Source organism: Proteiniphilum sp. LBM24028, assembly GCF_056629195.1.
In genome coordinates this window covers 835,500-858,927 of the sequence record NZ_CM152817.1, presented here as the reverse complement: position 1 = coordinate 858,927, position 23,428 = coordinate 835,500, and the positions used below count along the sequence as shown (strand labels likewise).

The window sequence follows — 23,428 nt, the reverse complement described above, 5'->3', positions numbered from 1 at the left end:
GGCTATCTTTGCAAGTCAAAATGAAACGAAATGCTATCAAACGTCCATAAAAAAGAGGTTGAAGAGCTTTATGCCACCCCCATATTACAGCAAACTGCATTCTGGTCGGTCGTAAAAAAGAGACTGGGAACAAACACCATCGCCGTCAATTTTAATTCCAGAAAGTCCGCCCTCTACGGAGTCACCGATGACCGGTCATCACTCTCTTCTGATGTGCTGATTGTACTGCAGCAGATCAACAGGCACCATTCGGTAGCTTATGTACCATACGGACCCGAGCTGGAGCCTGCCGATGAGTTTCAGGGTATATTTCTCGAGGAGCTTTCCGAATCCTTGCGGCCATACCTACCAAAAAATTGTATCCTCATCCGCTATGATCTCTGCTGGGAGTCGTGGTGGGCCAAGGAAAAAGACCACTTCGATGAACACGGTATCTGGAAGGGTGAGCCCGACAGTCCCGCACAGGAGTTCCGATTTAATTTCAATACACAGCACTGGAATTTCAAAAAAGCTTTTTCAAATATCCTGCCGGCAAACACGGTCTATCTTAATTTAACATACGACACCGAGACCCTGCTCAAAAGAATGAAACCCAAGACACGGTACAACATCGGCCTGGCACGCCGTAAGGGGGTAACGGTAAAGGCTTTGGGATTGGATGGCATCGACATCTGGTATGAGCTTTACAGGGAAACTGCATCCCGAAACCATATTCTACTCAACGACATGAAGTACTTTCAGGCAGTGCTCACCGCACGTGCCGATGATACACACTCACCGGCAGAAGTAAGCCTGCTGGTGGCGGAGAAGGATGGCAAGCCACTGGCTGCCATGTTTCTGGTGATCACAAAAGACAGGGGATCCTACCTCTACGGCGCCTCCTCCTCCGCAGAACGAAATCTGATGGCCACCTATGCTTTGCAGTGGGAAGCCATCTGCCGCTCGAAAGCGGCCGGATGTACCGAGTACGACATGTTTGGCATTTCTCCTTCACCCGATCCGCAACACCCATTGTATGGATTGTACAAATTCAAATCGGGTTTCGGTGGCGAGATGTACCATAGCCTGGGCTGTTGGGATTATCCGCTGAACAACGACCTGTATACGCTGTTCCGTGCCTCGGAACTAAACAGCCAGGGATATCATGTAAGTTAAAAATATATTGTATGCGTATAGAGAGAGTAACCCATATAGACGAGAGTCTCGTCTCTGCTTTCAGAAGATTAATGCCACAGCTGACAGGCAGGCAATTCTATCCTTCGTTTGAGGAATTGGAGAAAGTAATCGCCTCTGAAGAGACCCACCTCTTTGTCGCCACAGAAGAAGATGAAGTAATTGGCACGCTCACACTGCTGTTTTATCAGATCCCTTCTGGTTGGAAAGCCTGGATTGAAGACGTAATTGTGGACCAGGAAACACGGGGAAAGGGCGTGGGCACAGCACTCATGTGGCATTCCATGAAGATTGCCCGCAGGAAAGGGGCTGAAAAGGTGGATCTCACCTCTCACCCCAGTCGGGAGGCTGCCAACAGGCTATATCAGAAGATGGGTTTCAGACTGCGGGGGTCAAACGTCTACCGCTATGAATTTGATTCAAATGAATGAAGCAGCTTGTGCTGCTTCATTTTCTTTACGGAATTTTGTAAACGATGCTGTTGATATTCATGCCGGCACCTACAGAAGCCAGCACAATGTGATCGCCGCTCTTCAGATCATGACCATCCATTTTCTTGCGGGTGATCATATCCAGCAACGTGGGTACGGTGGCCACTGAAGAGTTACCCAACCAGGAGATGGTCATGGGCATGATGCTTTCAGGCACCTCCTTCAGGTCGTACAGCTTGAACAACCGCTGTAATATGGCATCGTCCATCTTTCCGTTTGCCTGATGAATCAATACCTTGCTGACCTGACTGATATGCAGTTTCAGCTTATCGAGACCAGCCTTAATTGATTTTGGCACATTCTCCAGCGCATACTGGTACAAACGACGGCCATTCATTTTCAGGTAATAATCCTTTTTTTCAGCCAACTCCGGATTATAGGAATATCCCATGTGCAGCATATTCACGTAATTCAACGCATCGCTGCGTGAGTTATGGCCTATGATACCCACCGGCTCATCAGATTCACGTGCCTCCATAACCGCTGCGCCGGCACCATCGGCATAGATCATGCTATCGCGGTCATGCGGATCGGCCACGCGCGACAACACGTCGGCACCCACGACAAGGATTTTTCTGGCATCACCCGAACGAAGATAATAGTCGGCCTGAATCACCGCCTGTACCCATCCCGGACAGCCATATAGTACATCATATGCCACTGTCGACGGATTTTCAATTTCAAGCTTACTCTTCAGTCGCGATGCCATCGTCGGCAGCACGTCCATGCGAATATTATCGACTTTGGTTTCACCAAAATTGTGTGCAAAAATGATGTAATCGAGCTCTTCCTTGTTCACTCCCGATGTTTCCAACGCCCTCTGAGCAGCAATCAGGGCCAGATCGGAAGTCACCTGGCTGTCCTCGGCATAACGTCGTTCGGCGATGGTGGTAATCTCTTCAAATTTACGGGTAATCTCCTCATTGGGCGTCGTAATTATCTCCCCGGTCGAGTCAAAAAAAAGGTTATTATGAAAATAATCGTTTCTGATTTGTTTCGTCGGCACATAACTACCAGTCCCCGTAAAAATACTATACAATCTTTTCATTTTTCTCCTATTACTAATTGGAAATGCATCGAGCTGGGTTTACCAGAACCCTTACAACTGTGATCATTGTGCATGCTCCATACTGAATTAATCTATTTCTAATTTTCTAGCTCAGGTTTTCAACTGCAAAGGTAAAAAATTAAATTCAAATGAAGTTCAATTTCTCATTGTGAAGATGATTCCTTCTGATGAACACAGCGATACATTTTATTGCAGAAGTTGTGATCCGTCTGAATTAGCCACTGATAAAGAGGCAATCACGGGATTAGAGACATCTTCGTAAAGTTCCAGATCAAAATATCCGGCTGCAGCTGTAATGTGGTCGAAGACATCAGAGACAATCTCCTCGTACCGTACCCAGTCTATTGTAGCAGTGAAGAAGTAAAGCTCCAGCGGCAATCCCTTGGAGGTAGGCTGCAACTGACGTACAATAAGCAACAGTTCTTTGTGCACATCGGGATGATTGCGCAGGTAGTTGTCGATGTAATGCCTGTAAAGCCCCATGTTGGTCAGGTTCCGGCCATTGATGAGCAACGACTTATCAGCACCGGCGCGGCTGTTATACTCGTTGATTTCCACCGCCTTTTTTTGAATATAATCAGAAATATATTGAATCTTCTCCAGTCCGGCAATCTCTTCTTCCCGGATAAAACGGATGGTGGATTGTTTTATAAAAACGGATCTTTTCAGACGTCTTCCCCCTGTATCAACCATACCACGCCAGTTTTGAAAGGAGTCCGAAACAAGTGAATAGGGCGGAATGGTGGTGATGGTCTTATCAAAATTACGAATCTTCACTGTGGTCAGTGTGATCTGTACCACATCTCCGTCGGCACCATATTTGGGCATGGTAATCCAGTCACCGATGCGTACCATGTCGTTCGTCGAGACCTGCAGGCTGGCCACAAAACCCAGGATGGTATCTTTAAATATAAGCATCAGGATGGCCGATGCAGCACCCAGACCGGTAATGATGACGGTTGGGTTCTGTCCAGTAAGAATTGAAAAGAGAATAATAAATCCGATGATATAAAAGATGATCTTTACCACCTGCACGTAACTGTCCAGCGGTTTATCCTTCAGGCTGGGTTTTGTGCGCAATGTATCGGAAAAGGCATTCACCACCGACATAATCAACCAGATCACATAAAATATCAGGTAGATATCGGCCAGCTTGTCCATAAACCGCATTGTTTTAGGGAACTGGTCAAAAATAATGGGTATCGATCCTTTTGCCAGACTAAAAGGCACGATCATTGCCAGAAAATGCGGGAAACGTCGTTTGGAAAGGTTCTCCAGAATATCGGCTTTCGATAATCTGGCTGAGCGACTCAGAATAGTCTGTAGAATAATCCGGGTAACGTACTGCACCACAAACACAAGGACAACAACAACAGATACAAGAAAAATAAGGTTGATGTATTTTACCCAATTATCGGATATCCCAATATTTTTCAGGAATTCTATCGACCATTCACTGATGGCATTGGTTGAGCGGGAAATATGCTCAATATTGTCTTCATTCATAGAGATAGCAATCTTTTTTGGTTATCATCTTTACAAAGATAAACTTTTTAACGCTTTCTCCAAAACTTCTTTTTTTAAATCCAATTCTCTGCTGATTCGGGGAATCATTGTATATTTGTACAAACGATTCATTGATAAATAAAAATAATATGGGAAAAGTACTGATCATTGGTGCCGGCGGCGTGGGAACAGTTGTCGCCAACAAGGTGGCACAGAATAACGGGATATTCAGCGACATCATGCTGGCCAGCCGTACCAAAAGCAAATGCGACGCCATTGCAGAAGATGTGAAACGCCGGACAGGTGTGGAAATCAAAACAGCACGGGTAGATGCCGACAATGTACCGGAACTGGTATCCCTTTTCAACGAATTCAAACCGGAGCTGGTGATCAACGTGGCACTCCCCTATCAGGATCTCACCATCATGGATGCCTGTCTCGAATCGGGAGTCAACTACCTCGATACGGCCAACTACGAACCGAAGGATGAAGCCAAGTTTGAATACAAGTGGCAGTGGGCCTACAAGGAGAAATTCGAGAAAGCCGGACTGACTGCCATCCTCGGTTGCGGCTTCGACCCGGGCGTGACCAGCATCTTCACCGCTTACGCCGCCAAACATCATTTCGATGAAATACACTATCTAGACATTGTAGACTGCAACGCAGGTGACCACGGCAAGGCATTTGCCACCAACTTCAATCCCGAGATCAACATTCGAGAGGTAACCCAGAAAGGTAAATACTGGGAAAACGGAGAGTGGGTGGAAACAGAACCCCACGAAATACATAAACCACTCACCTATCCCGAGATAGGACCAAAGGAATCCTACGTAATCTATCACGAGGAGCTCGAATCACTGGTGAAGAACTTCCCCTCCCTCAAACGCGCCCGCTTCTGGATGACCTTCGGACAGGAATACCTTACCCACCTGCGGGTAATCCAGAATATCGGCATGGCCCGCATAGACGAGGTGGAATACAACGGCCAGAAGATTGTACCAATTCAGTTCCTGAAGGCCGTACTGCCCGATCCGGGTGAGCTGGGCGAGAACTACACGGGCCAGACCTCCATCGGCTGTCGTATCCGCGGCATCAAAGACGGGAAGGAACGTACCTATTATATCTATAACAACTGCAGCCACGAGGAAGCCTATAAAGAAACCGGAGCCCAGGGTGTGAGCTACACCACAGGCGTTCCGGCCACCATTGGCGCCATCATGTTCATGCAGGGTCTCTGGAAAAAGCCGGGAGTCTTCAATGTGGAAGAGTTTAATCCCGATCCGTTTATGGAGCAGCTCAACAAACAGGGACTACCCTGGCACGAACTGTTTGACCTGGATCTGGAGGTTTGATTGATACTCCAGGTGCTACGCCAGATACCGGCGCAAGCCGGGATACAATACTTTTGCTTTTTACGGGAAGATAAACGTTATTAAAACTCATCTCCGATGACCAAAAGCAAGCTGATTTACGCCACATTTTTGCGTGATCTCTCCAATCTGCCTACGGCCTATTTTGCATTGGTCATGGCCACAGGTATTGTATCCATTGCGTCATACTATCACCATTTTATCCGACTGGCGAATTTTCTTTTTTACTTCAATATAGTGGCATACCTATTCTTGAGTTTCCTCTATGTTTTGAGACTGATAATTTTTCCGGAAAAGTTCGTCACCGACATAAAAGACCATGCAAAAAGTCCGGGCTTCCTGACATATGTCGCCGGAAGCTGCGTATTGGGCAGTCAGTTTATTATTATAGCTGGCAACCATGCTGCAGCTTCCGTGTTGTTTTATATAGGCACCATTGCATGGCTGATACTCATCTACACTGTATTTACTGTCTTTACGGTTAAGAAAGAGAAGCCACCCATCAATATGGCCATCAGCGGGGTATGGCTGCTTATCATTGTATCCACCCAGTCGGTATCCATTCTTGCCACTCAGCTGACCGGACATCTTCCATTTACCAACGACCTCCTGTTGTTTTTTGCGTTGGCTATGTTCCTTTGCGGATGTATGCTCTATATCATCATCATCACGCTGATCGTATACCGAATGTCATTTTTTGAAATGCGGGCTGAGGAGTTTGCTCCTGCCTACTGGATTAATATGGGAGCGGTAGCCATCTCCACACTGGCAGGCTCCAATCTGATATTAAACGGACACGATTGGTCGTTTATTCGGGAGATACTCCCCTTCCTGAAGGGATTCACACTCTTTTTCTGGGCTATTGGCAGTTGGTGGATCCCCCTTATTGTGATATTGGGTATCTGGCGGCATGTCTTTAAACATTTGCCTTTCAGATATCATCCCCAGTATTGGGGAATGATATTCCCCCTTGGCATGTACACTGCCTGCACGGTAAAACTGTCTCAAGCACTGGAACTACACTTTCTCATGGCCATTCCTTCGTTTTTCATCTATATCGCATTGGCTGCATGGATGATTGCTTTTTTTAGCATGTTTTATGCCATAGGCAAAGATTATTTATTTCCTGAAAAAACATCAAATCTTAAAGTTTAATAAATATACCCGATTTATGGCTGATAAGTATTATTTATATTATATATTTATCAGATATTTCTAAAGACGCAGCGAATTAATATACTAAAACACAGGTAAGCGTGATGATCACACTTACCTTAACCTAACATGCTTTTATTATGAGCCTACTGAATAAACTAATCTATTTTAGTAAAAAGGCTACTGTGAGCGCCGACAAACACATTGTCACAACCGATACACCCCGTGACTGGGAACGCTTCTACCGTAACCGATGGCAATTTGATAAGGTGGTACACTCAACCCATGGCGTAAACTGTACGGGATCCTGCTCGTGGAAGATATTTGTAAAAAACGGACTGGTTACCTGGGAACTTCAGAATACCAACTACCCCGAAACAAGACCCGATCTTCCCAACCATGAACCGCGTGGCTGTCCCCGCGGAGCAAGCTATTCGTGGTATCTGTATAGTGCCAACCGGGTGAAATACCCCATGATAAGAGGGGTATTGGCTCAAGCATACCGAAAAGCCAAAGAGATACACAACGATCCGGTCGTTGCCTGGGAGAGCATCATGAATGATCCCGCTACGCGCAACGCGTATATCAGCCAGCGGGGTCTGGGCGGCCTCATTCGCCTCGATTGGGAAGAGGCGCAGGAGATCATCGCTGCCGCCAATATATATACCATCAAGAAATATGGTCCCGACCGGCTGGCAGGTTTCACTCCTATCCCGGCCATGTCAATGATTAGTTACTCATCCGGCACCCGCTATTTGAGCCTGCTGGGAGGAACGGTGCTGAGCTTTTACGACTTTTACTGCGACCTGCCACCCGCTTCACCCCAGACATGGGGAGAACAAACCGATGTGCCGGAAAGTGCCGACTGGTACAACTCTTCTTTTCTGATGCTTTGGGGCTCCAATGTGCCGGTCACCCGCACGCCGGATGCTCCTTTCTATACGCAGGTGCGCTACAAAGGCACAAAAACCATCAACATATCACCCGACTTTAATGAAGCGGCCAAATTTGCTGACCTGTGGATAAAACCAAAACAGGGAACGGATGCAGCAGTGGGCATGGCGATGGGTCATGTGATTCTCAAAGAGTTTTACATGGAGAAAAAGACTCCCTATTTTGAAAATTACGTAAAACAATATTCCGATCTTCCTTTTTTGGTAAAAGTAGAAAAGAAGGATGGTAAATATCAGGCCGGAAGAATCATCAGAGCCTCCGACATAAAGGCAAAGTATGCTGATGTTGAAAAAGCCGACTGGAAGCCATTGCTCATCGATGAGAAAAGCAAAGAGATGGTGATCCCCAATGGAACAATTGGTTCACGCTGGGACAAGAATCAAAAGTGGAATCTGGAAATGGTGGATGTTTTAACCGGCAAAGAAATCACACCCCAGCTATCCTTTGCAGCTGATTATGATGAAGTAGCGGAGTTAGCTTTTCCCTATTTTGGGGATACAGATCATGAAGAAATTTTATACAGGAAAATACCTGTAAGAAAATCACCGGATGGAGAATTCCTTTATTGCACAGTCTATGACCTGACCATTGCCAACTACGGGCTTTCATTGGGTTTGCCGGGCGAGGCTCCTTCTCCCGAATATACGGAAGATGCACCTTATACGCCTGCATGGCAGGAAAAGATTACCGGTGTTCCCGCCGGGCATATCATTTCAACAGCAAGACAGTTTGCGGAGAATGCGGAGAAAACTGAAGGCAAATCGATGATTATCATTGGTTGTGGCGTGAATCACTGGTATCAAACCGACATGATTTATCGCAGTGCCATCAACATGCTGATCTTCTGTGGCTGTGTGGGCAAGTCGGGTGGCGGCTGGTCCCACTATGTAGGGCAGGAGAAACTGCGGCCACAAACAGGGTGGACTCCGCTGGCGTTTGCCCTCGACTGGCACCGCCCACCGCGACACATGAATACAACCTCCTATTTTTATATGCATACCAACCAGTGGCGTTACGAGAAAGTGGGCGTGACCGAGCTCATCTCTCCATTGGCAGACCAGGAAAAATGGTCGAAACTGTCAATGATCGACTGCAATGTAAAAGCGGAGCGAATGGGTTGGTTGCCTTCCAGTCCACAGTTAAGCGACAACCCCATCAAATTGGGGAAACAAGCCGATGAGCAGGGTCAGGATATACAAAGCTTCATTACCCAAAAATTAAAAAGCAATGAGCTGACTATCGCTTCGGAAGATCCCGATGATCCAAAGAACTTCCCGAGAAACATGTTTATATGGCGATCCAATCTACTGGCTTCCAGCGCAAAGGGAATGGAGTACTTTATGAAACATCTGCTGGGTGCACAAAACAGTGTGCTTGGGGAAGATTTAAAAGCCAACGGACAGCAGTTACCTCAGGAGGTGAGATGGCACGACAAGGCGCCCGAAGGAAAACTGGACCTGCTTGTCACACTCGATTTCAGGATGTCCACTTCCGCACTGCACTCCGACATCATTCTGCCGGCTGCCACATGGTACGAGAAGAACGACCTGAGTACCACCGACTTGCATCCATTCATTCATCCTTTTTCAAATGCTGTAGATCCGGTTTGGGAAGCACGTACCGACTGGAATATCTTCAAAGGTCTGGCAAAAAAAGTTTCGGAGCTTTCGCCCGGCCACCTCGGAAAAGAGAAGGATATTGTGATGCTGCCCATGCAACACGACTCACCCATGGAGATTTCAGAAACTGCTTATGCCAAAGATTGGAAAACAGATAATCTAGAACTGAAACCAGGAAAAAATATGCCGGATATCATTGAGGTGATCCGTGATTATCCTGAAACCTACAAAAGATACACCACCTTGGGTCCCCTCATGGAAAAGTTGGGCAATGGAGGGAAAGGCATCAGCTGGAATACGAAAGATGAGGTGGATTTGTTGAAGAAGCTGAATATCTCTTCCAACGGGTATAAGGCAAACGGAAGTGCCCTCATCGAAACCGACATACATGCCGCCGAGATGATCCTGACTCTGGCACCGGAGACCAACGGCAAAGTAGCCATGAAAGCCTGGGGGGCATTGGAGAAATTTACAGGACGCAAGCATCAGCATCTGGCATCGGCACGCGAAGATGAACAGATCCGATTTAAAGATCTGCTTCAGCAACCGCGAAAGATCATTACCTCGCCCACATGGAGTGGCGTGGAGTCTCATGAGGTCTCGTACAATGCAGGTTATACCAATGTGCATGAACTGATCCCCTGGCGCACGCTCACGGGACGGCAAACGCTCTATCAGGACCACCCCTGGATGATTGACTTTGGCGAAAACCTGGTTTGCTATAAACCACCCATCGATACAAAATCGTTAAAAGGAATGACCGGAAAATTGGATGGAGATGAAAAATATATGGTGCTGAATATGATGACTCCCCACAACAAGTGGACCATTCACTCTACCTGGTCCGACAATCTGATCATGCTCACTCTGGGGCGTGGTGGTCCTGTAGCGTGGATGAGCGAAGAGGACGCAAAAAAAATAGATTTGACCGACAATGACTGGGTAGAGGTATTTAATGAAAACGGTGCAACTGTTGTGCGGATTGTGGTGTCGCAAAGAATTCCCAACGGTGTATTGATCATGTATCACAATCAGGAGCGAACAGTCAATATGCCTGTAAGTCAGGTGACCGGAAACAGGGGAGGTGTACACAACTCGGTATCCCGGCTTTGTCTGAAACCCACCCATATGATTGGCGGATACGCTCAGCTGAGCTATGGTTTAAATTATTATGGCACCATCGGAACCAACAGGGATGAGTTTATCATCATTCGCAAGCTCAACAAAGTGGAATGGTTGGATCAACCCATTGAAGAATCTTAAAAACTAAGACATTATGCTCATACGCGCACAAATAGCAATGGTCATGAACCTGGACAAGTGCATCGGCTGCCACACATGCTCGGTCACCTGTAAAAACGTATGGACCTCACGCAAAGGGGTTGAATATGTATGGTTCAACAATGTGGAAACCAAACCGGGGATAGGTTATCCCGACGAGTGGGAGAATCAGGAGCGATGGAAAGGTGGCTGGAAACTCGACAAAGACAGTGTGACACCCAGAATGGGCAGCAAACCGGGGATCATAAAAAACATCTTTGCCAATCCCACCATGCCCACCATAGATGATTATTATGAGCCTTTCACCTTTAACTATTCTGTATTACACAAAGGTTCTAAGTTCAAAACACCTCCCACGGCACGGCCTCACTCAATCCTGACCGGAAAAGTGATGGAGAAGATTGAAAAGACACCCAACTGGGAGGATGATCTGGGGGGAGAATTCGCAAAAAGAGGCATGGATGCAAACTTTAAAGGTGTCCCAAAAGATATATACGGTGAGTTTAAAAACTCATTCATCATGTATCTGCCCCGTATTTGTGAACATTGCCTCAATCCTACCTGTGTGGCAGTATGTCCTTCGGGAGCTATCTACAAACGTGAAGAGGATGGCATTGTGCTCATCGATCAGGAGCGCTGCAGGGGCTGGCGTCAATGTATCAGCGGTTGCCCCTATAAAAAGGTCTACTTCAACTGGGAAACCAAAAGATCTGAGAAATGCACTTTCTGCTATCCGCGCATCGAAGCCGGTGAATCAACCATTTGCAGTGAATCGTGTGTGGGAAGGATTCGATATATTGGCATGATGCTTTACGATGCCGACAAGATTAAATCAGCAGCAATGACACCCGATGAAACAGATCTTTACGATGAACATCTCAACCTGTTTTTAGATCCTCGCGATCCGGATGTTATTTCTGAAGCCCGCAAACAGGGTATTCCGGAAAATGTGCTGCAGGCTGCAGCGGCCTCCCCCATTTACAGGATGGCGATCGACTGGAAGATTGCCTTTCCGTTGCACCCTGAATACCGGACACTGCCCATGGTGTGGTACGTACCTCCCCTCTCGCCCATACAATCGGCAGCCAATAGCGGAGATATCGGGATGAACGGTATCTTACCCGACGTGGATGATATGCGTATCTCTCATAAATATTTGGCAAATTTATTTACAGCGGGTGATGAAAAGCCTGTAAAAGATGCGCTGAAGCGAATGCTTGCCATGCGGGCGTATATGAGAAGCAAGACGGTTGACAAAGAAGAGAACCTCACAGTATTGGAAGGAACCGATCTCACACCGGAAGAGGTAGAAAAGATGTATCATCTTTTGGCTATTGCAAACTATAAGGATCGGTTCGTGATACCCACAAGCCACAGGGAAGAGGCTAAAAATGTCTATCTGAAACAATCCAGCTGTGGCTTCTCAGATGGAGGCTGCGACGACAATCAAAAAATAAAAAACCTGTTTGGAGGAATCTGATGATGAAAACCTATAAAGTGCTCTCTCTGCTACTCTCTTACCCCACTGATGAGCTGCAAAAATTTTTGCCTCACGTGGAAAGAGAAATGAGGGAAGAATCATTGCTGCAGGAAGATACAATAAGCGGATTGGTTCAGTTTTGCAAAAGACATGGTCCACTCGATCTCACCCATTGGCAGGAAGAGTACGTGCAGCTGTTTGATTACTCCAGAAGTGTTTCGCTGCATCTCTTTGAACATATCAAAGGTGAGTCGAAGGATCGTGGACAAGCCATGGTCAACCTGATGGAATTTTACAAGGAAAATGGAATGTACCTCACCACCAAGGAACTTCCAGATTATATTCCCGCTTTCTTGGAATTCCTTTCTACCCTGCCCCCGGCAAAAGCAGCAGAACTTTTGGGTGAGACCGTGCATGTGATGGATCGGATCAATGAGGCACTGATCGAAAGTGAAAATATCTACAACGTCATCTTCCAGGCTATTATTTCATTATCAGCCAAAAAACCTGACAAGACAATTACCAGGGAGATGATTAAGAACGAGAAACCGTTGGATTTGGATGCGGAGTATGAAGAAGAGCCTGTGACCTTTGGAGGAGAAGCCTGCCAAACCGACCGGTAAACCATTTGACCTGTTTAAACATAAAATCAACAGACATGAATGATTATATCAACAATTTTCTGTTTACCTATTTCCCTTATATTGCACTGACAATATTCTTCTTTGGATTTATCACACGGCTGGTAAAGTTTAACAAAACAGTGCAGGCAGAGTCAACCCAATTTCTTGCCGACAACAAGGTGAAGCTGGCAAGCAATCTGTTTCATGTGGGGATTATATTTGTCTTTTTCGGCCATCTCACGCTTTTCCTTCCGGAGTGGCTCTACCACATGGTGATGACCACAGAAACCAAAAGGATGATTGCATTGTCAATGGGATCCTTTTTTGGGACAATGGCTTTTGTGGGAATGGCCATGTTGGTATTCAGACGTTTTGGCTCACCGCGCATGAAACAAAATAGTAGTTTTCAAGACTATTTTATTATCATACTGCTGCTGGCAGAAATTGTAATCGGACTCTCAGCTGCGCTGAAAACAGCCACTGCACCCATAGAAACATATGCAGCCCTGGGCAAATGGGCGCTGGCGGTGGTCACTTTTCAACCAGATGCCGGATTAATACTGGCAAATCACCCCCTACAATATAAACTTCATATCGTGCTCGGCCTTTTTATTTTTATGATTTTCCCCTATACAAAACTGATGCATATGCTGGCTTTTCCATATGTTTACTTCCTTCGATCAGGCTATCAGTTAGTAAGAAAAAGGAGTTAGTTTAATCAGTCTCTCCCTCGTCGAGCTGCCGCAGGAGATGATGGTGCCAGCTGTCAACATAACGCAAGCTGGTTGCTATGGAGCGTGCCGGATTTGCGATAAAGCGGCGTGTGGTCGTAAAACTACTGATCACCATGGGCAATATGCCGAAAGCATGATTTACCGAAAGATAGAGCTGCCTGAATCCCGAACGAAAAAAGAGCCGCTGCATGAGGGGAGCACGCAATTCAGTGCTCAGGGCAGCAAAACCCGTGACCACCACCAGCGCACGAAGCACCATGATAAACCCATTTGAGAGCGCCATAAGGCGACCCTCAAGCCCGGGTTCCGCTGTCTTCGTAAAAAACCAGGCTAATACAAGTATCACCAGCAACTGCATCCAGAAAAGCCATTTTTTCAACTGTCGTAAAGCCAGATGATAACGCCAGAAAACAAAAATAAACCAGGGAATAGTCAGGATGAGTGCCGGTACCCACGTCAGATTATTCAAGCCATAAAGAAGCAGGGGAATCAGTATGATCAGCATGATTAAATATCGGGTGGAATAGACAATCGCTTCAGTTGGCCGATTCCAGATTTCATTCTGAGAGGAGGCGGAAAACGAAAGATCACGATACTGCTCTGCCTTTGATCTTTGTCCCAGCTTGTAACCAAACAGTGCAACCACTGCGCCCAGCAAAGCATAAATAACAAACAGAATAAACACGGCGCGCATGGGTTGTGTGTGGAGAAATTCAAGACTCCGGGTTGCAAAATTGTACATCTCTTCGTAAATGACAAATATATCCCAACCATACAATAAATAAAGTCTTACAATTTTATGGATCAGGATTCCCACCATGGTCAGCATCCCCGCACTGATATATCCCATGATATTCCTGCCAACCATACGAATGGCGAACTCCATCACAAACCCCTCCATGGCAATGGCAATCATGGGCCCCAGGATAACAGAACTGGGGGAAATGGATTTCATGAGCGCAGTAATCAATCCTGCCCGCCAGATAATGCCATACCTTGGCCATATCTGAAAAAAACCGATGACCAGCACAATGGAAATAAGTGTAAGGAAAGTACCTGAAAAAGGTATTTTGAGATTGTGCAAAAAACTGCCTGCTATGATCTCGACACCAGCCCACAAACCTGCGAGGACCGATGCCTTGATCCATTTGTCGTTCACGATCCTTTTTTGTTGCTCCATAACGTACGGGCTTGTTGTAACAGGTCCATGCTATTCACATTGATAAAAGCATGTTCCTGGTAAAGTGGATGTTCTTTGGATATCTGTACATATTTCACAGGCACCATATCAAGTAAGCATTTCATCTTATACTGATTGGAATCAATCTGCCGTTTTAATACCGGAAGGATATCCCTGTGGTAGACGGCACACAACATCTGTTCCTGACCGCTGCAATCGACCGGCAGTGTAAGCAAAGCCCCACTCTCTTCTGCCTGTGAAACAATATATTTCAATAAAGATACAGATACCAGCGGAATATCACATGATACGACTAAATTTAACATAGATGTGGAAGCATTCAACACAGAATAGATGCCACCCAAAGGACCACACTGAGGATATTCATCGGGTATCTGTGGAAATGATATGCCGGGATATATGACGGAGCCACTACCCACCACAATGGCAGGAGTGACCTCCTGCAGTTTCTCAATCATCCGGATGAGCATGGACGCTCCGCTGATCCCGGCCTCGGCCTTGTTGAATCCCATTCGCCTGCTTTGTCCGCCAGCCAGAACGACACCGGTTATGTCCACGTTGTATCTGTCCATCAATATAAATTTTTTAAAAAACTGTCCGATTATCGATCAGATTTATCGAACCAATTCTTTTATTTTTTCAAATATCTTTATGGGGTTCCCAAAATCAGCCGGTTCGAAAATAAAGGCAGTGTCGATATGCCACTTTTCAATGACCTGGTGAAGATGTTTCGTTTTGACTGTGAAGATTAAGGGTGTATCAGACTCTATCAATCTTGTAAACCCATCACTCCAAAGCCTTCCCTGCAACTCATAACCACCAATTTCATCAATTACGGCGATATCGGGAGATTGCTCAAGCATCTCTTCCATCCAAATGAGCCCTTTTTCAACTCCCTCCGGAAAAAAACTGAAATGATCCGGTCGTTTTTCAAAACCGGTGACCCGTTGCATCACCGGAAACTCTTCGTGGGTTGTCACATTTTTTATCCGGTAAGTGTCAGATTCAAGGTGATGCAATGCCACAAAACCATGCACGACAAAGCCATTCATCTGTAGCAAAGACAACACCGTTGCCAGAAAGGTGGATTTCCCGCTTCCTTTGTCACCGGAAATAATAAATACTGGTTTCAATGGTCAATTATTTAATATTTGTAACAGGCACGAAATACATTTTTTCAAGAAGTACAAAGGCAAATCTAAAGTTGAGTATCCTTCAAAAAAGACGACAACAAACAAAAGTAAATATTTTTACGGATAATAGGGTAATACCAAATTGTCTTTCTTGCACGAATCCAACCTTTTCAATGACTGTGCATATCTGAATTAAAAACGACCGATTACATGCTTCATTGAGTAAAATGAGCGATGATGCGAAACGATTGAAAGACTAAGCAACCAGATGACTTTTTTCTGAATTACGCGAAAAAAAATGATTACCTTTGACTGAAATTAGAATAAAGATGCCTATTCTTTGATAGCGTAGTCTGTATTTTTAATTACTTTTGTAAAGTAAAATAATGTGAGTCGCTTTGTCTCTGTGCAGAGATTTTACCCCGCAGTCGGAAGGGAGAGAGCGCCTTTTCAACACCAAACAGTATGCTTCCCAAATGTTTTGTAAATATTGATGATTACAGCCGGGAGGATATATTCCGTATCCTTGAAAGTGCAGCCAGATTCAAGCAGCAACCCAACCGTGACCTGCTACAGGGAAAAGTATGCGCCACGCTTTTCTTTGAGCCATCCACCCGTACCCGACTGAGTTTCGAGACGGCGGTCAACAGGCTCAGAGGGCGTATCATAGGCTTCTCGGATGCGGCTACCAGTAGCTCCACCAAGGGGGAGTCGCTGAAGGATACCATCATGATGGTCAGCAATTATGCCGATCTTATCATCATGCGTCACCATCTCGAAGGATCGGCACGATATGCCTCCGAGATATCTCCCGTACCGGTAGTCAACGCTGGCGATGGATCCAATCAGCATCCCACGCAGACAATGCTTGACCTCTTCACGATATACGAAACACAAGGCAGGCTCGAGAACCTCACGGTGACCATTGTGGGTGACCTCAAATATGGACGAGCCGTACATTCACTCATACAGGGGATGTCGCACTTCTCACCCACCTTTAACTTCGTAGCGCCGGAAGAATTGCATATACCCGATAAATACAAGGCATTCTGTGACCAGAAGAAAATTGCTTATAATGAGTTTACCGATTTCTCTCCGGAATCGATCAACAGCGCCGATATTCTTTACATGACCCGTGTGCAGAAAGAACGTTTTACCGACCTCATGGAGTATGAGAAGGTAAAAAACATTTACGTGTTGCACAATGATATGCTGGAAGACTCGAAAAAAAATCTGAAGGTACTTCATCCGCTGCCAAGGGTAAAAGAGATCAGTCAGGATGTGGACGATAATCCAAAAGCCTACTATTTTCAACAGGCCAAAAACGGAATGTATACACGTCAGGCGGTCATCTGCGATTTAATGGGAATAACTGTAGACTAATGACAAGGAAAATATTTCATCATAATTTGAACCAGGATGAGAAAAGAATTGCAGGTTGCCGCACTTGAAAACGGCACAGCCATTGATCACATACCCACCGAAGCGGTTTTCAAAGTGGTATCTCTGCTTCAGCTTCAGAAACTGGATAATCGCATTACTATCGGAAATAATCTGAAGAGCAGCAAGATGGGAAAGAAGGGAATCATCAAGGTCTCCGACAAGTTTTTCAGGGAAGCTGAAATAAATCGTATTGCACTGGTAGCCCCGAACGTGAATTTGAACATTATCCGGAACTTCGAGGTGGTGGAAAAGAAGAAAGTGGTGCTTCCCGATGAAATCATCGAAATAGTGAAGTGCAACAATCCGAAATGCATCACCAATAACGAGCCAATGAAAACCCGATTCCATGTGGTCGACAAGGAAATGGTGGAGCTTCAATGTCACTACTGTGAGCTGAAAATCCGAAAGGAAGAGATTGAACTGATTTAGGTTATACCTTTACAAACGCTGATAGCTGAAGGCTGAAGCCAAAAAACAAACATCGAATTATGCCCGTAAATATACCCGACAGATTGCCTGCGATAGAGATTTTAAAAAAAGAACATATTTTCGTAATGGACGATCTGCGTGCTTCTACACAAGATATACGCCCGCTCAAAATACTCATACTCAACCTCATGCCACTCAAGGTAACTACAGAGACCGACCTGATCAGGCTGCTCTCCAATTCACCCTTGCAAATAGAGATTGAGTTTCTGGGACTGACTACCCACACTCCCAGAAATACGCCCATTGAGCATTTGTTGTCATTCTATACCGGTTTCTCTCAGATAAAGGATTCCTATTACGATGGCATGATCATCACCGGCGCACCGGTGGAGATGCTTCCTTTTGAGGAGGTGAACTACTGGGACGAGCTTACACAGATTTACGACTGGGCGCGCAAGCATGTAACCTCTACCTTTTATATCTGCTGGGGGGCGCAGGCTGCCCTATACCATTTCTATGACATCCAAAAATATCCTCTGGAGAAAAAGTTGTTTGGCGTATTTAATCACACAATCAACGATCCTTCTTTTCCTCTTTTCCGTGGCTTCGACGATCTTTTTTACGCACCGCACAGCCGTCATACAACCATCCTTGCCGAAGAAATCAAACGTTGCCCGGCGCTCACCATTCTCTCCGAATCTGAAGACGCCGGCGTTTACATTGTCTCCTCGCGCGGAGGAAGGGAGTTTTATGTCACCGGACACTCGGAATACTCACCCATGACACTGCACAATGAGTATATAAGAGATAAGGAAAAAGGAATGGATTCGGTGGAGATTCCTCTAAACTATTACAGGAACAACGATCCTGCACAGCCTCCGCTGGTACAGTGGCGATCACACGCCAACATGCTATATATAAACTGGTTAAATTATTTCGTTTATCAGTCAACACCTTTCAACATACACGAAATTGCACAATTGGGGAGTCTGTGAAAGCCATTCCCACGGTTTGAGAATAGAATGAAGTACAAAAAGTCAAAAGTTTTGACATCAATGCATCTGGAAAGATTATCCGAAGACGAGGTGCCCGCATCGGTAAAAAAAATAAAAGTGGCCTTTTTCACGGATATCCTGATAAAGGATTATGACGGAGCAATCAAGACAATGTATCAACTCATCCGGAGGATACCGGATGATCGGTTTGAGTACCTCTTTTTTTGTGGCGTGGCTCCCCGGCACAACTTTCCATACCGCACCATCAGAGTCCCCTCTCTTATCGTACCTTTTAATATATCATACCGGGCTGCACTGCCCGGTCTTGCATCCAGAAAGCTGAGACGGATACTGAACGACTTCAGCCCGGATGTGATACACATCTCCACTCCTTCATTTCTAGGTTTTTTTGGACTACGTTACGCCATAGAACAGCAAATACCCATATTGTCGGTCTACCATACTCATTTCATCTCTTATATGCGATATTATTTCAAGATGGTACCGTTTATGATCAAAGTGACTGAATCGTTTATTACCCGTCTTTACAAAAAATTTTATAACCGTTGCGATCTGGTGTATGTGCCCACTGACTTCATGATAAAGGAGCTGACAGAGCACGGCATTACTGCAAATAGGCTCAAGCAATGGCATAGGGGGTTGGACACCGGTATGTTTAATCCTGGTCGGAGGGATGACGCTTACATCAGAAGTATCACAGGAAACGACAAACCCTGTTTATTATACGCCTCCCGCATCGTATGGGAGAAAAATATTGAAACACTGATCGGGATTTATGACGAAGCAGAGGCACAGCAGCTTGATGTAAATTTTATTGTTGCCGGCAGTGGCGTAGCAGAACCAGAAGCACGGGAACGAATGAAAAACGCTTTTTTCCTGGGACATCTCGACCAGAACAAGCTCGGTAAGCTGTATGCATCGGCCGATATCTTTGTCTTCCCTTCCATTTCCGAATCATATGGCAATGTGGTGATGGAAGCAACGGCCTGCGGATGCATACCCGTCATTGCACGAGGTGGAGGTTCCCAGGCCCTGGTCGAGGACAATGTGACCGGTTTTATGTGTGAGCCCAACGATGCCCGCGACTACATTGAAAAGATACGGGTTCTGCTGAATGATACCGGACTAAGAGACCGTATGAAAGCAGAAGGCAGTAAATACATTTCACTGTTGAGCTGGGACCATCTTGCAAAGGTGTATTTTTCCGACATTGAACAACTGGCACGACAATCACCCAGGAGACAGCCGTCGGGCAAGGATCTGTCTCTATCGTAACCGATAAGTAAAAATGATCGATTTCATAAACAAATACAAGAAATATCTACTGGCGGTATTACTCATCACCGTCTTCCTTCTGATAATCCGGTTTATATCGTCTATTGATTTCAATTCTCTTAAAACATATCTGAATGAAACCCCAGGCATGTTTGCCGGCGTGTTGACCGCTTCCCTGCTTGCCTATCTTACATCTACCCTCGCATGGAACCTATGCATGGGCAACGAAGCAAAAAAAATATCCTTCATCCAGCTATTCATATTCCGGCATGTGGGTGAGATGCTTTCTCTTTTTAATCCTACAAGCATTGTAGCCGGAGAGAGTCTGAAGGCTTTTATTCTCAATAAAAAGGGAATATCTACCAAACATGGTGTCAGCTCGATACTCCTGCACAGGGTACTGGTCATTTTTGGAGGCCTTTTTCTGGCAATCATGGCCTTGCTGTACCTTACCGTGGGACAAATTGTCAACGGTCAAAACATCCTTTTTATCCTGATTGTTGTTGTCATGGCGATCCTGCTCGTTTATCTGGTTTTGCGTTTACTGGTACATCCCAGGCTCTTTTTGGGAAAAAGTGCGGAAAAATTAAAAAAGAGGACCGGCTGGTCGTTCATTACCGATGACCTTGTCACCTCTGTCTATGATATGAACGACACCTCTGCCAATTTTTTTCGGGAAAACAAGGGAAAGTTTCTTTTCGCCTTTATGTTGTGCGTAACACACTGGATATTTGGTGCGATGGAATTCTATATTGTCTTGAGCATGATGGGACTCGATGTTTCAATTATCAAAGCGGTCACAGTAGAAATGGGTGTCATCATATTTAAGACAGTAGGTGCCATAGTACCAGGACAAATTGGAGTGGAAGAGTACGGCAACAAGGTAATGCTCGATGCCATTGGCATTGTGAATAATGAGATATGGCTGGTGGTAACTCTTATGAGAAGAGGCCGTCAGCTCTTTTGGTTGCTGGTGGCCGGTATCTTTACTCTGATCATCACCAAATTTTCACAAATAAAATTGTACAAATGACCGAAATTCTTTGTGTGACACATAAGTATCCACCCTCCATAGGAGGTATGGAAAAACAGAGTTTCGAACTGATTGCCGGTCTCAGCAGCCATTATAGAACCCATGTGATCGCATATCAGAACAGCGGGAACAAAACAATCTGGTTCGCGCTGCTGCGAGCCAAAATAGAAGCCATGCTCAGGAGACATCCCGGCATCCGCCTGATCCATCTGAACGACGGTTCCATGGGTGCTGCCTGTCTATGGCTACAAAAAAGGACTCCTATTCCTGTGGTAGTAACTTATCACGGCCTGGATATCACCTTCCCGCTTGACATCTATCAACATTATATTGTACCCCGCCTCGGTAAATACGCTGGTGCCATCTGTGTGAGTGAATTTACCCGGTCGCAATGCCTCAGACGCGGATTCGACGGGATGCGTACCTTCACAGTGAGAAATGGCGTAGACATTGAGATGGGTGATATACCTTCCGATGACAGCATTGAGGAAACGCTAAGAAGCAGGTACGGTATCAATGTCTGCGGCAAACACATCATCATCGCTACGGGACGACCCGTGAAAAGGAAAGGTTTTTCCTGGTTTCTGAAACATGTAATGCCATTGCTGAACGAAGATACCCTTCTTCTGATGACCGGCCCCATGAAGGACAAAGCTTCATTTCTGGAAAAAAATATCCCGGTGCTACCAGCTGCCCATCATCTGCAACTTTTACTGGGGATTGCCAGTGATACCGGAGAGGTTAATGAATTGTTGAAAGTAACCAAGAATGCTTACCACCTGGGGAGCGTTCCCTATGATGATCTTTTGCAATTACTTTCGCTAGCCGATCTTTTTGTAATGCCAAACGTACAGGTGGACGGCGACGAGGAAGGTTTTGGCCTAGTGGCTCTGGAAGCCAGTATAAGAGGTACCTACGTGCTCGCCTCAGGTATTGAAGGAATCACCGATGCGGTGATCGACGGGGAAAACGGTTCACTACTCCCCTCAGGTGACGCACAGGCATGGGCAAAAAAAATCAAGGAACTCCTAAACGACAAAACAAAACTTGCCGTTCTTTCAGAGAAAGGGAAACGTTTCACCCATGCCAATTATTCGTGGAACAATATGGTAAACGGATACAAAGAGGTATTTGACAAGTTGATCGGTTCAGTGTCTTGACTTTCTTGTGTTGCTGCTGCCCGCTCATCGGCCAGTTATTCCCCCATCCCTGCAAACTTAAGGCAAACAGGCTTGCTGAGGGAGATTGGCTGATTGGTGTCGGTGAGCATTCCCGTTTCAGTATCTATGGAGAAAACCTGTATCCTGTTATCGTCCCTGCCAGCCACCAGCAAAAACCTGCCGTTTGGTGTAATTGCAAAATTACGGGGGTGTTTTACTGTAAGCTGATATCCCAGCCTTGTGAGTGTGCCTTCTTCAGGATCAACGGAAAAGATGGCAATGCCATCAGCCTGTAACCTGTTGGAAGCATAAAGGAAACGGCCGTCGGGCGATACATGAATATCGGCACTGCCACGTGCTCCCGTCGTATCGGAAGCAATAACCTGTTTCTGAGTTAACCCGCCAGCATCATGATCATAATCAAATATGATCACTTCTCCCGATAATTCACCCAACACATAAAGATATTTGCCACCATGAGGATGAAAATCAAAATGACGAGGCCCGGTACCCGGAGGCAAAATGAACTCCTTCAGGCTACTCTGCTGCAGTGGAGGTTGTCCCTCAAAGGGGGTATCGTTCACACGTAATCGATAGAGCTTATCTGTCCCCAGATCAGCCGCAAACAGGAACTGCCCGTCGGGCGAATACATCACACTGTGTAAATGGGGACTACTCTGTCGCTTGTTGTCGGGGCCGTTTCCCTTGAACTGCATAACCATGGTTGCAGGACTGAGGCGGCCTTTCTCATCTGCCCGGAACGAGCTGATACTGCCACCACTATAATTGGCGGTGTACACATTCTGCCCTTTGCTGTCCGTAGTTATATAACAGGGACTACCTCCAAGTGTGGGGCTTGAATTGACAGGTGTAAGGGTTCCCTGCTGCTTGTCGAACGAAAAGGAATGGGCAGCACTGTTCCCCTCGTCGTTTTCGCCCACGGAATAAACAAACTTCTCATCGGGACTTAACGTGAGATAGGAAGGATTGACCACTTCTGCCATACTTACAGAATCCGATCTCCCGGTAAGTGCATTGAAACGGTACAGGTAAATCCCCTTACTGCCTTTTTCGGAAGTGTAGGTACCTACGAGCAAAAAAAGATCTCCGGCTTCACCCTTCACAAGTGATGCCACTGCCGTGTCGGCTCCGGTTTTATTATCATTGCCTGAGTGCTGCCCGTTGCACGATAATAACAAAGCAGAAGCCAGGCTCGTCATAACAATTTTTCTATACATACCACATGAATTACGTTTGACCGGCTAAAATAAGTCAATTTTTCC

General features: G+C 45.9%; 20 protein-coding genes. 14 read left to right on the top strand and 6 right to left on the bottom strand.

The window, feature by feature from the left end; translation table 11 throughout:
- Nucleotides 1-30 precede the first annotated feature (30 nt).
- Nucleotides 31-1,155, top strand: a complete 1,125-nt coding sequence (locus AC1HCU_RS03280; protein ID WP_480369029.1) for a lipid II:glycine glycyltransferase FemX — start codon at nt 31-33, stop codon at nt 1,153-1,155.
- Between the two features lie 11 nt (nt 1,156-1,166).
- A complete protein-coding gene (locus tag AC1HCU_RS03275; protein WP_480369026.1) occupies nt 1,167-1,604 on the top strand; it encodes a GNAT family N-acetyltransferase in 438 nt (145 codons plus the stop codon).
- 25 nt (nt 1,605-1,629) lie between these two features.
- Here the strand turns inward: AC1HCU_RS03275 and AC1HCU_RS03270 are convergent, their stop codons facing one another.
- Both AC1HCU_RS03270 and AC1HCU_RS03265 read right to left on the bottom strand, forming a co-directional pair.
- Entirely contained in the window at nt 1,630-2,712 is a 1,083-nt protein-coding gene (locus AC1HCU_RS03270; RefSeq protein WP_480369023.1) for a 3-oxoacyl-ACP synthase III family protein, read from the bottom strand.
- 207 nt (nt 2,713-2,919) lie between these two features.
- Nucleotides 2,920-4,239 (bottom strand): mechanosensitive ion channel family protein, encoded by a 1,320-nt coding sequence (locus AC1HCU_RS03265; protein WP_480369020.1) that lies wholly within the window; start codon nt 4,237-4,239, stop codon nt 2,920-2,922.
- Between the two features lie 149 nt (nt 4,240-4,388).
- Between AC1HCU_RS03265 and AC1HCU_RS03260 the strand changes: the two genes are divergently transcribed.
- The 6 genes from AC1HCU_RS03260 (at nt 4,389) to narI (ending at nt 13,434) form a co-directional block, all read left to right on the top strand.
- A complete protein-coding gene (locus AC1HCU_RS03260; RefSeq protein ID WP_480369018.1) occupies nt 4,389-5,591 on the top strand; it encodes a saccharopine dehydrogenase family protein in 1,203 nt (400 codons plus the stop codon).
- A 96-nt stretch (nt 5,592-5,687) separates the two neighbouring features.
- A complete protein-coding gene (locus AC1HCU_RS03255; protein ID WP_480369015.1) occupies nt 5,688-6,764 on the top strand; it encodes a tellurite resistance/C4-dicarboxylate transporter family protein in 1,077 nt (358 codons plus the stop codon).
- 140 nt (nt 6,765-6,904) lie between these two features.
- Entirely contained in the window at nt 6,905-10,600 is a 3,696-nt protein-coding gene (locus AC1HCU_RS03250; protein ID WP_480369012.1) for a nitrate reductase subunit alpha, read from the top strand.
- A 13-nt stretch (nt 10,601-10,613) separates the two neighbouring features.
- Complete coding sequence (gene narH / locus AC1HCU_RS03245) at nt 10,614-12,098, top strand: nitrate reductase subunit beta (RefSeq protein WP_480369009.1); 1,485 nt, start codon at nt 10,614-10,616, stop codon at nt 12,096-12,098.
- Nucleotides 12,098-12,721 carry a nitrate reductase molybdenum cofactor assembly chaperone gene (gene narJ, locus AC1HCU_RS03240; protein ID WP_480369007.1) on the top strand — a complete coding sequence of 208 codons (624 nt, stop codon included), beginning with the start codon at nt 12,098-12,100 and terminating at the stop codon, nt 12,719-12,721. The genes narH and narJ overlap by 1 nt, the downstream gene beginning before the upstream one ends.
- Nucleotides 12,722-12,756: 35 nt before the next feature.
- Nucleotides 12,757-13,434, top strand: a complete 678-nt coding sequence (narI, locus tag AC1HCU_RS03235) for a respiratory nitrate reductase subunit gamma (protein ID WP_321772942.1) — start codon at nt 12,757-12,759, stop codon at nt 13,432-13,434.
- Nucleotide 13,435: 1 nt separating this feature from the next.
- Here narI and AC1HCU_RS03230 read toward each other — a convergent pair whose 3' ends face one another.
- The 3 genes from AC1HCU_RS03230 to AC1HCU_RS03220 are packed head-to-tail and all read right to left on the bottom strand — an operon-like array spanning nt 13,436 to nt 15,789.
- On the bottom strand, nt 13,436-14,635 hold the full coding sequence (locus AC1HCU_RS03230) for a hypothetical protein (protein ID WP_480369005.1): 1,200 nt from the start codon (nt 14,633-14,635) through the stop codon (nt 13,436-13,438).
- Entirely contained in the window at nt 14,611-15,228 is a 618-nt protein-coding gene (gene mobA / locus AC1HCU_RS03225; RefSeq protein ID WP_480369002.1) for a molybdenum cofactor guanylyltransferase, read from the bottom strand. The genes AC1HCU_RS03230 and mobA overlap by 25 nt, the downstream gene beginning before the upstream one ends.
- Nucleotides 15,229-15,270: 42 nt before the next feature.
- The gene (locus AC1HCU_RS03220) at nt 15,271-15,789 is read right to left on the bottom strand and encodes a nucleoside-triphosphatase (RefSeq protein WP_480368999.1); all 519 of its coding nucleotides are present in this window, start codon (nt 15,787-15,789) and stop codon (nt 15,271-15,273) included.
- 465 nt (nt 15,790-16,254) lie between these two features.
- Between AC1HCU_RS03220 and pyrB the strand changes: the two genes are divergently transcribed.
- The 6 genes from pyrB to AC1HCU_RS03190 are packed head-to-tail and all read left to right on the top strand — an operon-like array spanning nt 16,255 to nt 22,145.
- A complete protein-coding gene (pyrB, locus tag AC1HCU_RS03215; RefSeq protein WP_480368996.1) occupies nt 16,255-17,172 on the top strand; it encodes an aspartate carbamoyltransferase in 918 nt (305 codons plus the stop codon).
- Between the two features lie 36 nt (nt 17,173-17,208).
- On the top strand, nt 17,209-17,661 hold the full coding sequence (gene pyrI, locus AC1HCU_RS03210; RefSeq protein WP_480368993.1) for an aspartate carbamoyltransferase regulatory subunit: 453 nt from the start codon (nt 17,209-17,211) through the stop codon (nt 17,659-17,661).
- A gap of 59 nt (nt 17,662-17,720) precedes the next feature.
- On the top strand, nt 17,721-18,656 hold the full coding sequence (metA, locus tag AC1HCU_RS03205; RefSeq protein WP_480368991.1) for a homoserine O-acetyltransferase MetA: 936 nt from the start codon (nt 17,721-17,723) through the stop codon (nt 18,654-18,656).
- Nucleotides 18,657-18,716: 60 nt separating this feature from the next.
- Nucleotides 18,717-19,952, top strand: a complete 1,236-nt coding sequence (locus AC1HCU_RS03200; protein ID WP_480368988.1) for a glycosyltransferase family 4 protein — start codon at nt 18,717-18,719, stop codon at nt 19,950-19,952.
- A 13-nt stretch (nt 19,953-19,965) separates the two neighbouring features.
- Entirely contained in the window at nt 19,966-20,985 is a 1,020-nt protein-coding gene (locus tag AC1HCU_RS03195; protein ID WP_480368985.1) for a lysylphosphatidylglycerol synthase transmembrane domain-containing protein, read from the top strand.
- Nucleotides 20,982-22,145: a glycosyltransferase gene (locus AC1HCU_RS03190; RefSeq protein WP_321721983.1), complete on the top strand. Its 1,164-nt coding sequence runs from the start codon at nt 20,982-20,984 to the stop codon at nt 22,143-22,145. Before AC1HCU_RS03195 ends, AC1HCU_RS03190 begins: the two co-directional genes overlap by 4 nt.
- A 35-nt stretch (nt 22,146-22,180) precedes the next feature.
- Here AC1HCU_RS03190 and AC1HCU_RS03185 read toward each other — a convergent pair whose 3' ends face one another.
- Nucleotides 22,181-23,383: a lactonase family protein gene (locus tag AC1HCU_RS03185; RefSeq protein ID WP_480368981.1), complete on the bottom strand. Its 1,203-nt coding sequence runs from the start codon at nt 23,381-23,383 to the stop codon at nt 22,181-22,183.
- Between the last annotated feature and the right edge of the window lie 45 nt (nt 23,384-23,428).

Bases quoted from the DNA above. Each gene is read 5' to 3' on its own strand.
- AC1HCU_RS03190 (WP_321721983.1), top strand. From the start codon at position 20,982: ATGACCGAAATTCTTTGTGTGACACATAAGTATCCACCCTCCATAGGA.
- AC1HCU_RS03255 (WP_480369015.1), top strand. From the start codon at position 5,688: ATGACCAAAAGCAAGCTGATTTACGCCACATTTTTGCGTGATCTCTCC.
- AC1HCU_RS03260 (WP_480369018.1), top strand. From the start codon at position 4,389: ATGGGAAAAGTACTGATCATTGGTGCCGGCGGCGTGGGAACAGTTGTC.
- narI (WP_321772942.1), top strand. From the start codon at position 12,757: ATGAATGATTATATCAACAATTTTCTGTTTACCTATTTCCCTTATATT.
- AC1HCU_RS03185 (WP_480368981.1), bottom strand. From the start codon at position 23,383: ATGTATAGAAAAATTGTTATGACGAGCCTGGCTTCTGCTTTGTTATTA.
- pyrI (WP_480368993.1), top strand. From the start codon at position 17,209: ATGAGAAAAGAATTGCAGGTTGCCGCACTTGAAAACGGCACAGCCATT.
- AC1HCU_RS03270 (WP_480369023.1), bottom strand. From the start codon at position 2,712: ATGAAAAGATTGTATAGTATTTTTACGGGGACTGGTAGTTATGTGCCG.
- AC1HCU_RS03280 (WP_480369029.1), top strand. From the start codon at position 31: ATGCTATCAAACGTCCATAAAAAAGAGGTTGAAGAGCTTTATGCCACC.
- metA (WP_480368991.1), top strand. From the start codon at position 17,721: ATGCCCGTAAATATACCCGACAGATTGCCTGCGATAGAGATTTTAAAA.
- AC1HCU_RS03230 (WP_480369005.1), bottom strand. From the start codon at position 14,635: ATGGAGCAACAAAAAAGGATCGTGAACGACAAATGGATCAAGGCATCG.
- AC1HCU_RS03250 (WP_480369012.1), top strand. From the start codon at position 6,905: ATGAGCCTACTGAATAAACTAATCTATTTTAGTAAAAAGGCTACTGTG.
- AC1HCU_RS03195 (WP_480368985.1), top strand. From the start codon at position 19,966: ATGATCGATTTCATAAACAAATACAAGAAATATCTACTGGCGGTATTA.
- mobA (WP_480369002.1), bottom strand. From the start codon at position 15,228: ATGGACAGATACAACGTGGACATAACCGGTGTCGTTCTGGCTGGCGGA.
- AC1HCU_RS03200 (WP_480368988.1), top strand. From the start codon at position 18,717: ATGCATCTGGAAAGATTATCCGAAGACGAGGTGCCCGCATCGGTAAAA.
- pyrB (WP_480368996.1), top strand. From the start codon at position 16,255: ATGCTTCCCAAATGTTTTGTAAATATTGATGATTACAGCCGGGAGGAT.
- AC1HCU_RS03265 (WP_480369020.1), bottom strand. From the start codon at position 4,239: ATGAATGAAGACAATATTGAGCATATTTCCCGCTCAACCAATGCCATC.
- AC1HCU_RS03275 (WP_480369026.1), top strand. From the start codon at position 1,167: ATGCGTATAGAGAGAGTAACCCATATAGACGAGAGTCTCGTCTCTGCT.
- narJ (WP_480369007.1), top strand. From the start codon at position 12,098: ATGATGAAAACCTATAAAGTGCTCTCTCTGCTACTCTCTTACCCCACT.
- narH (WP_480369009.1), top strand. From the start codon at position 10,614: ATGCTCATACGCGCACAAATAGCAATGGTCATGAACCTGGACAAGTGC.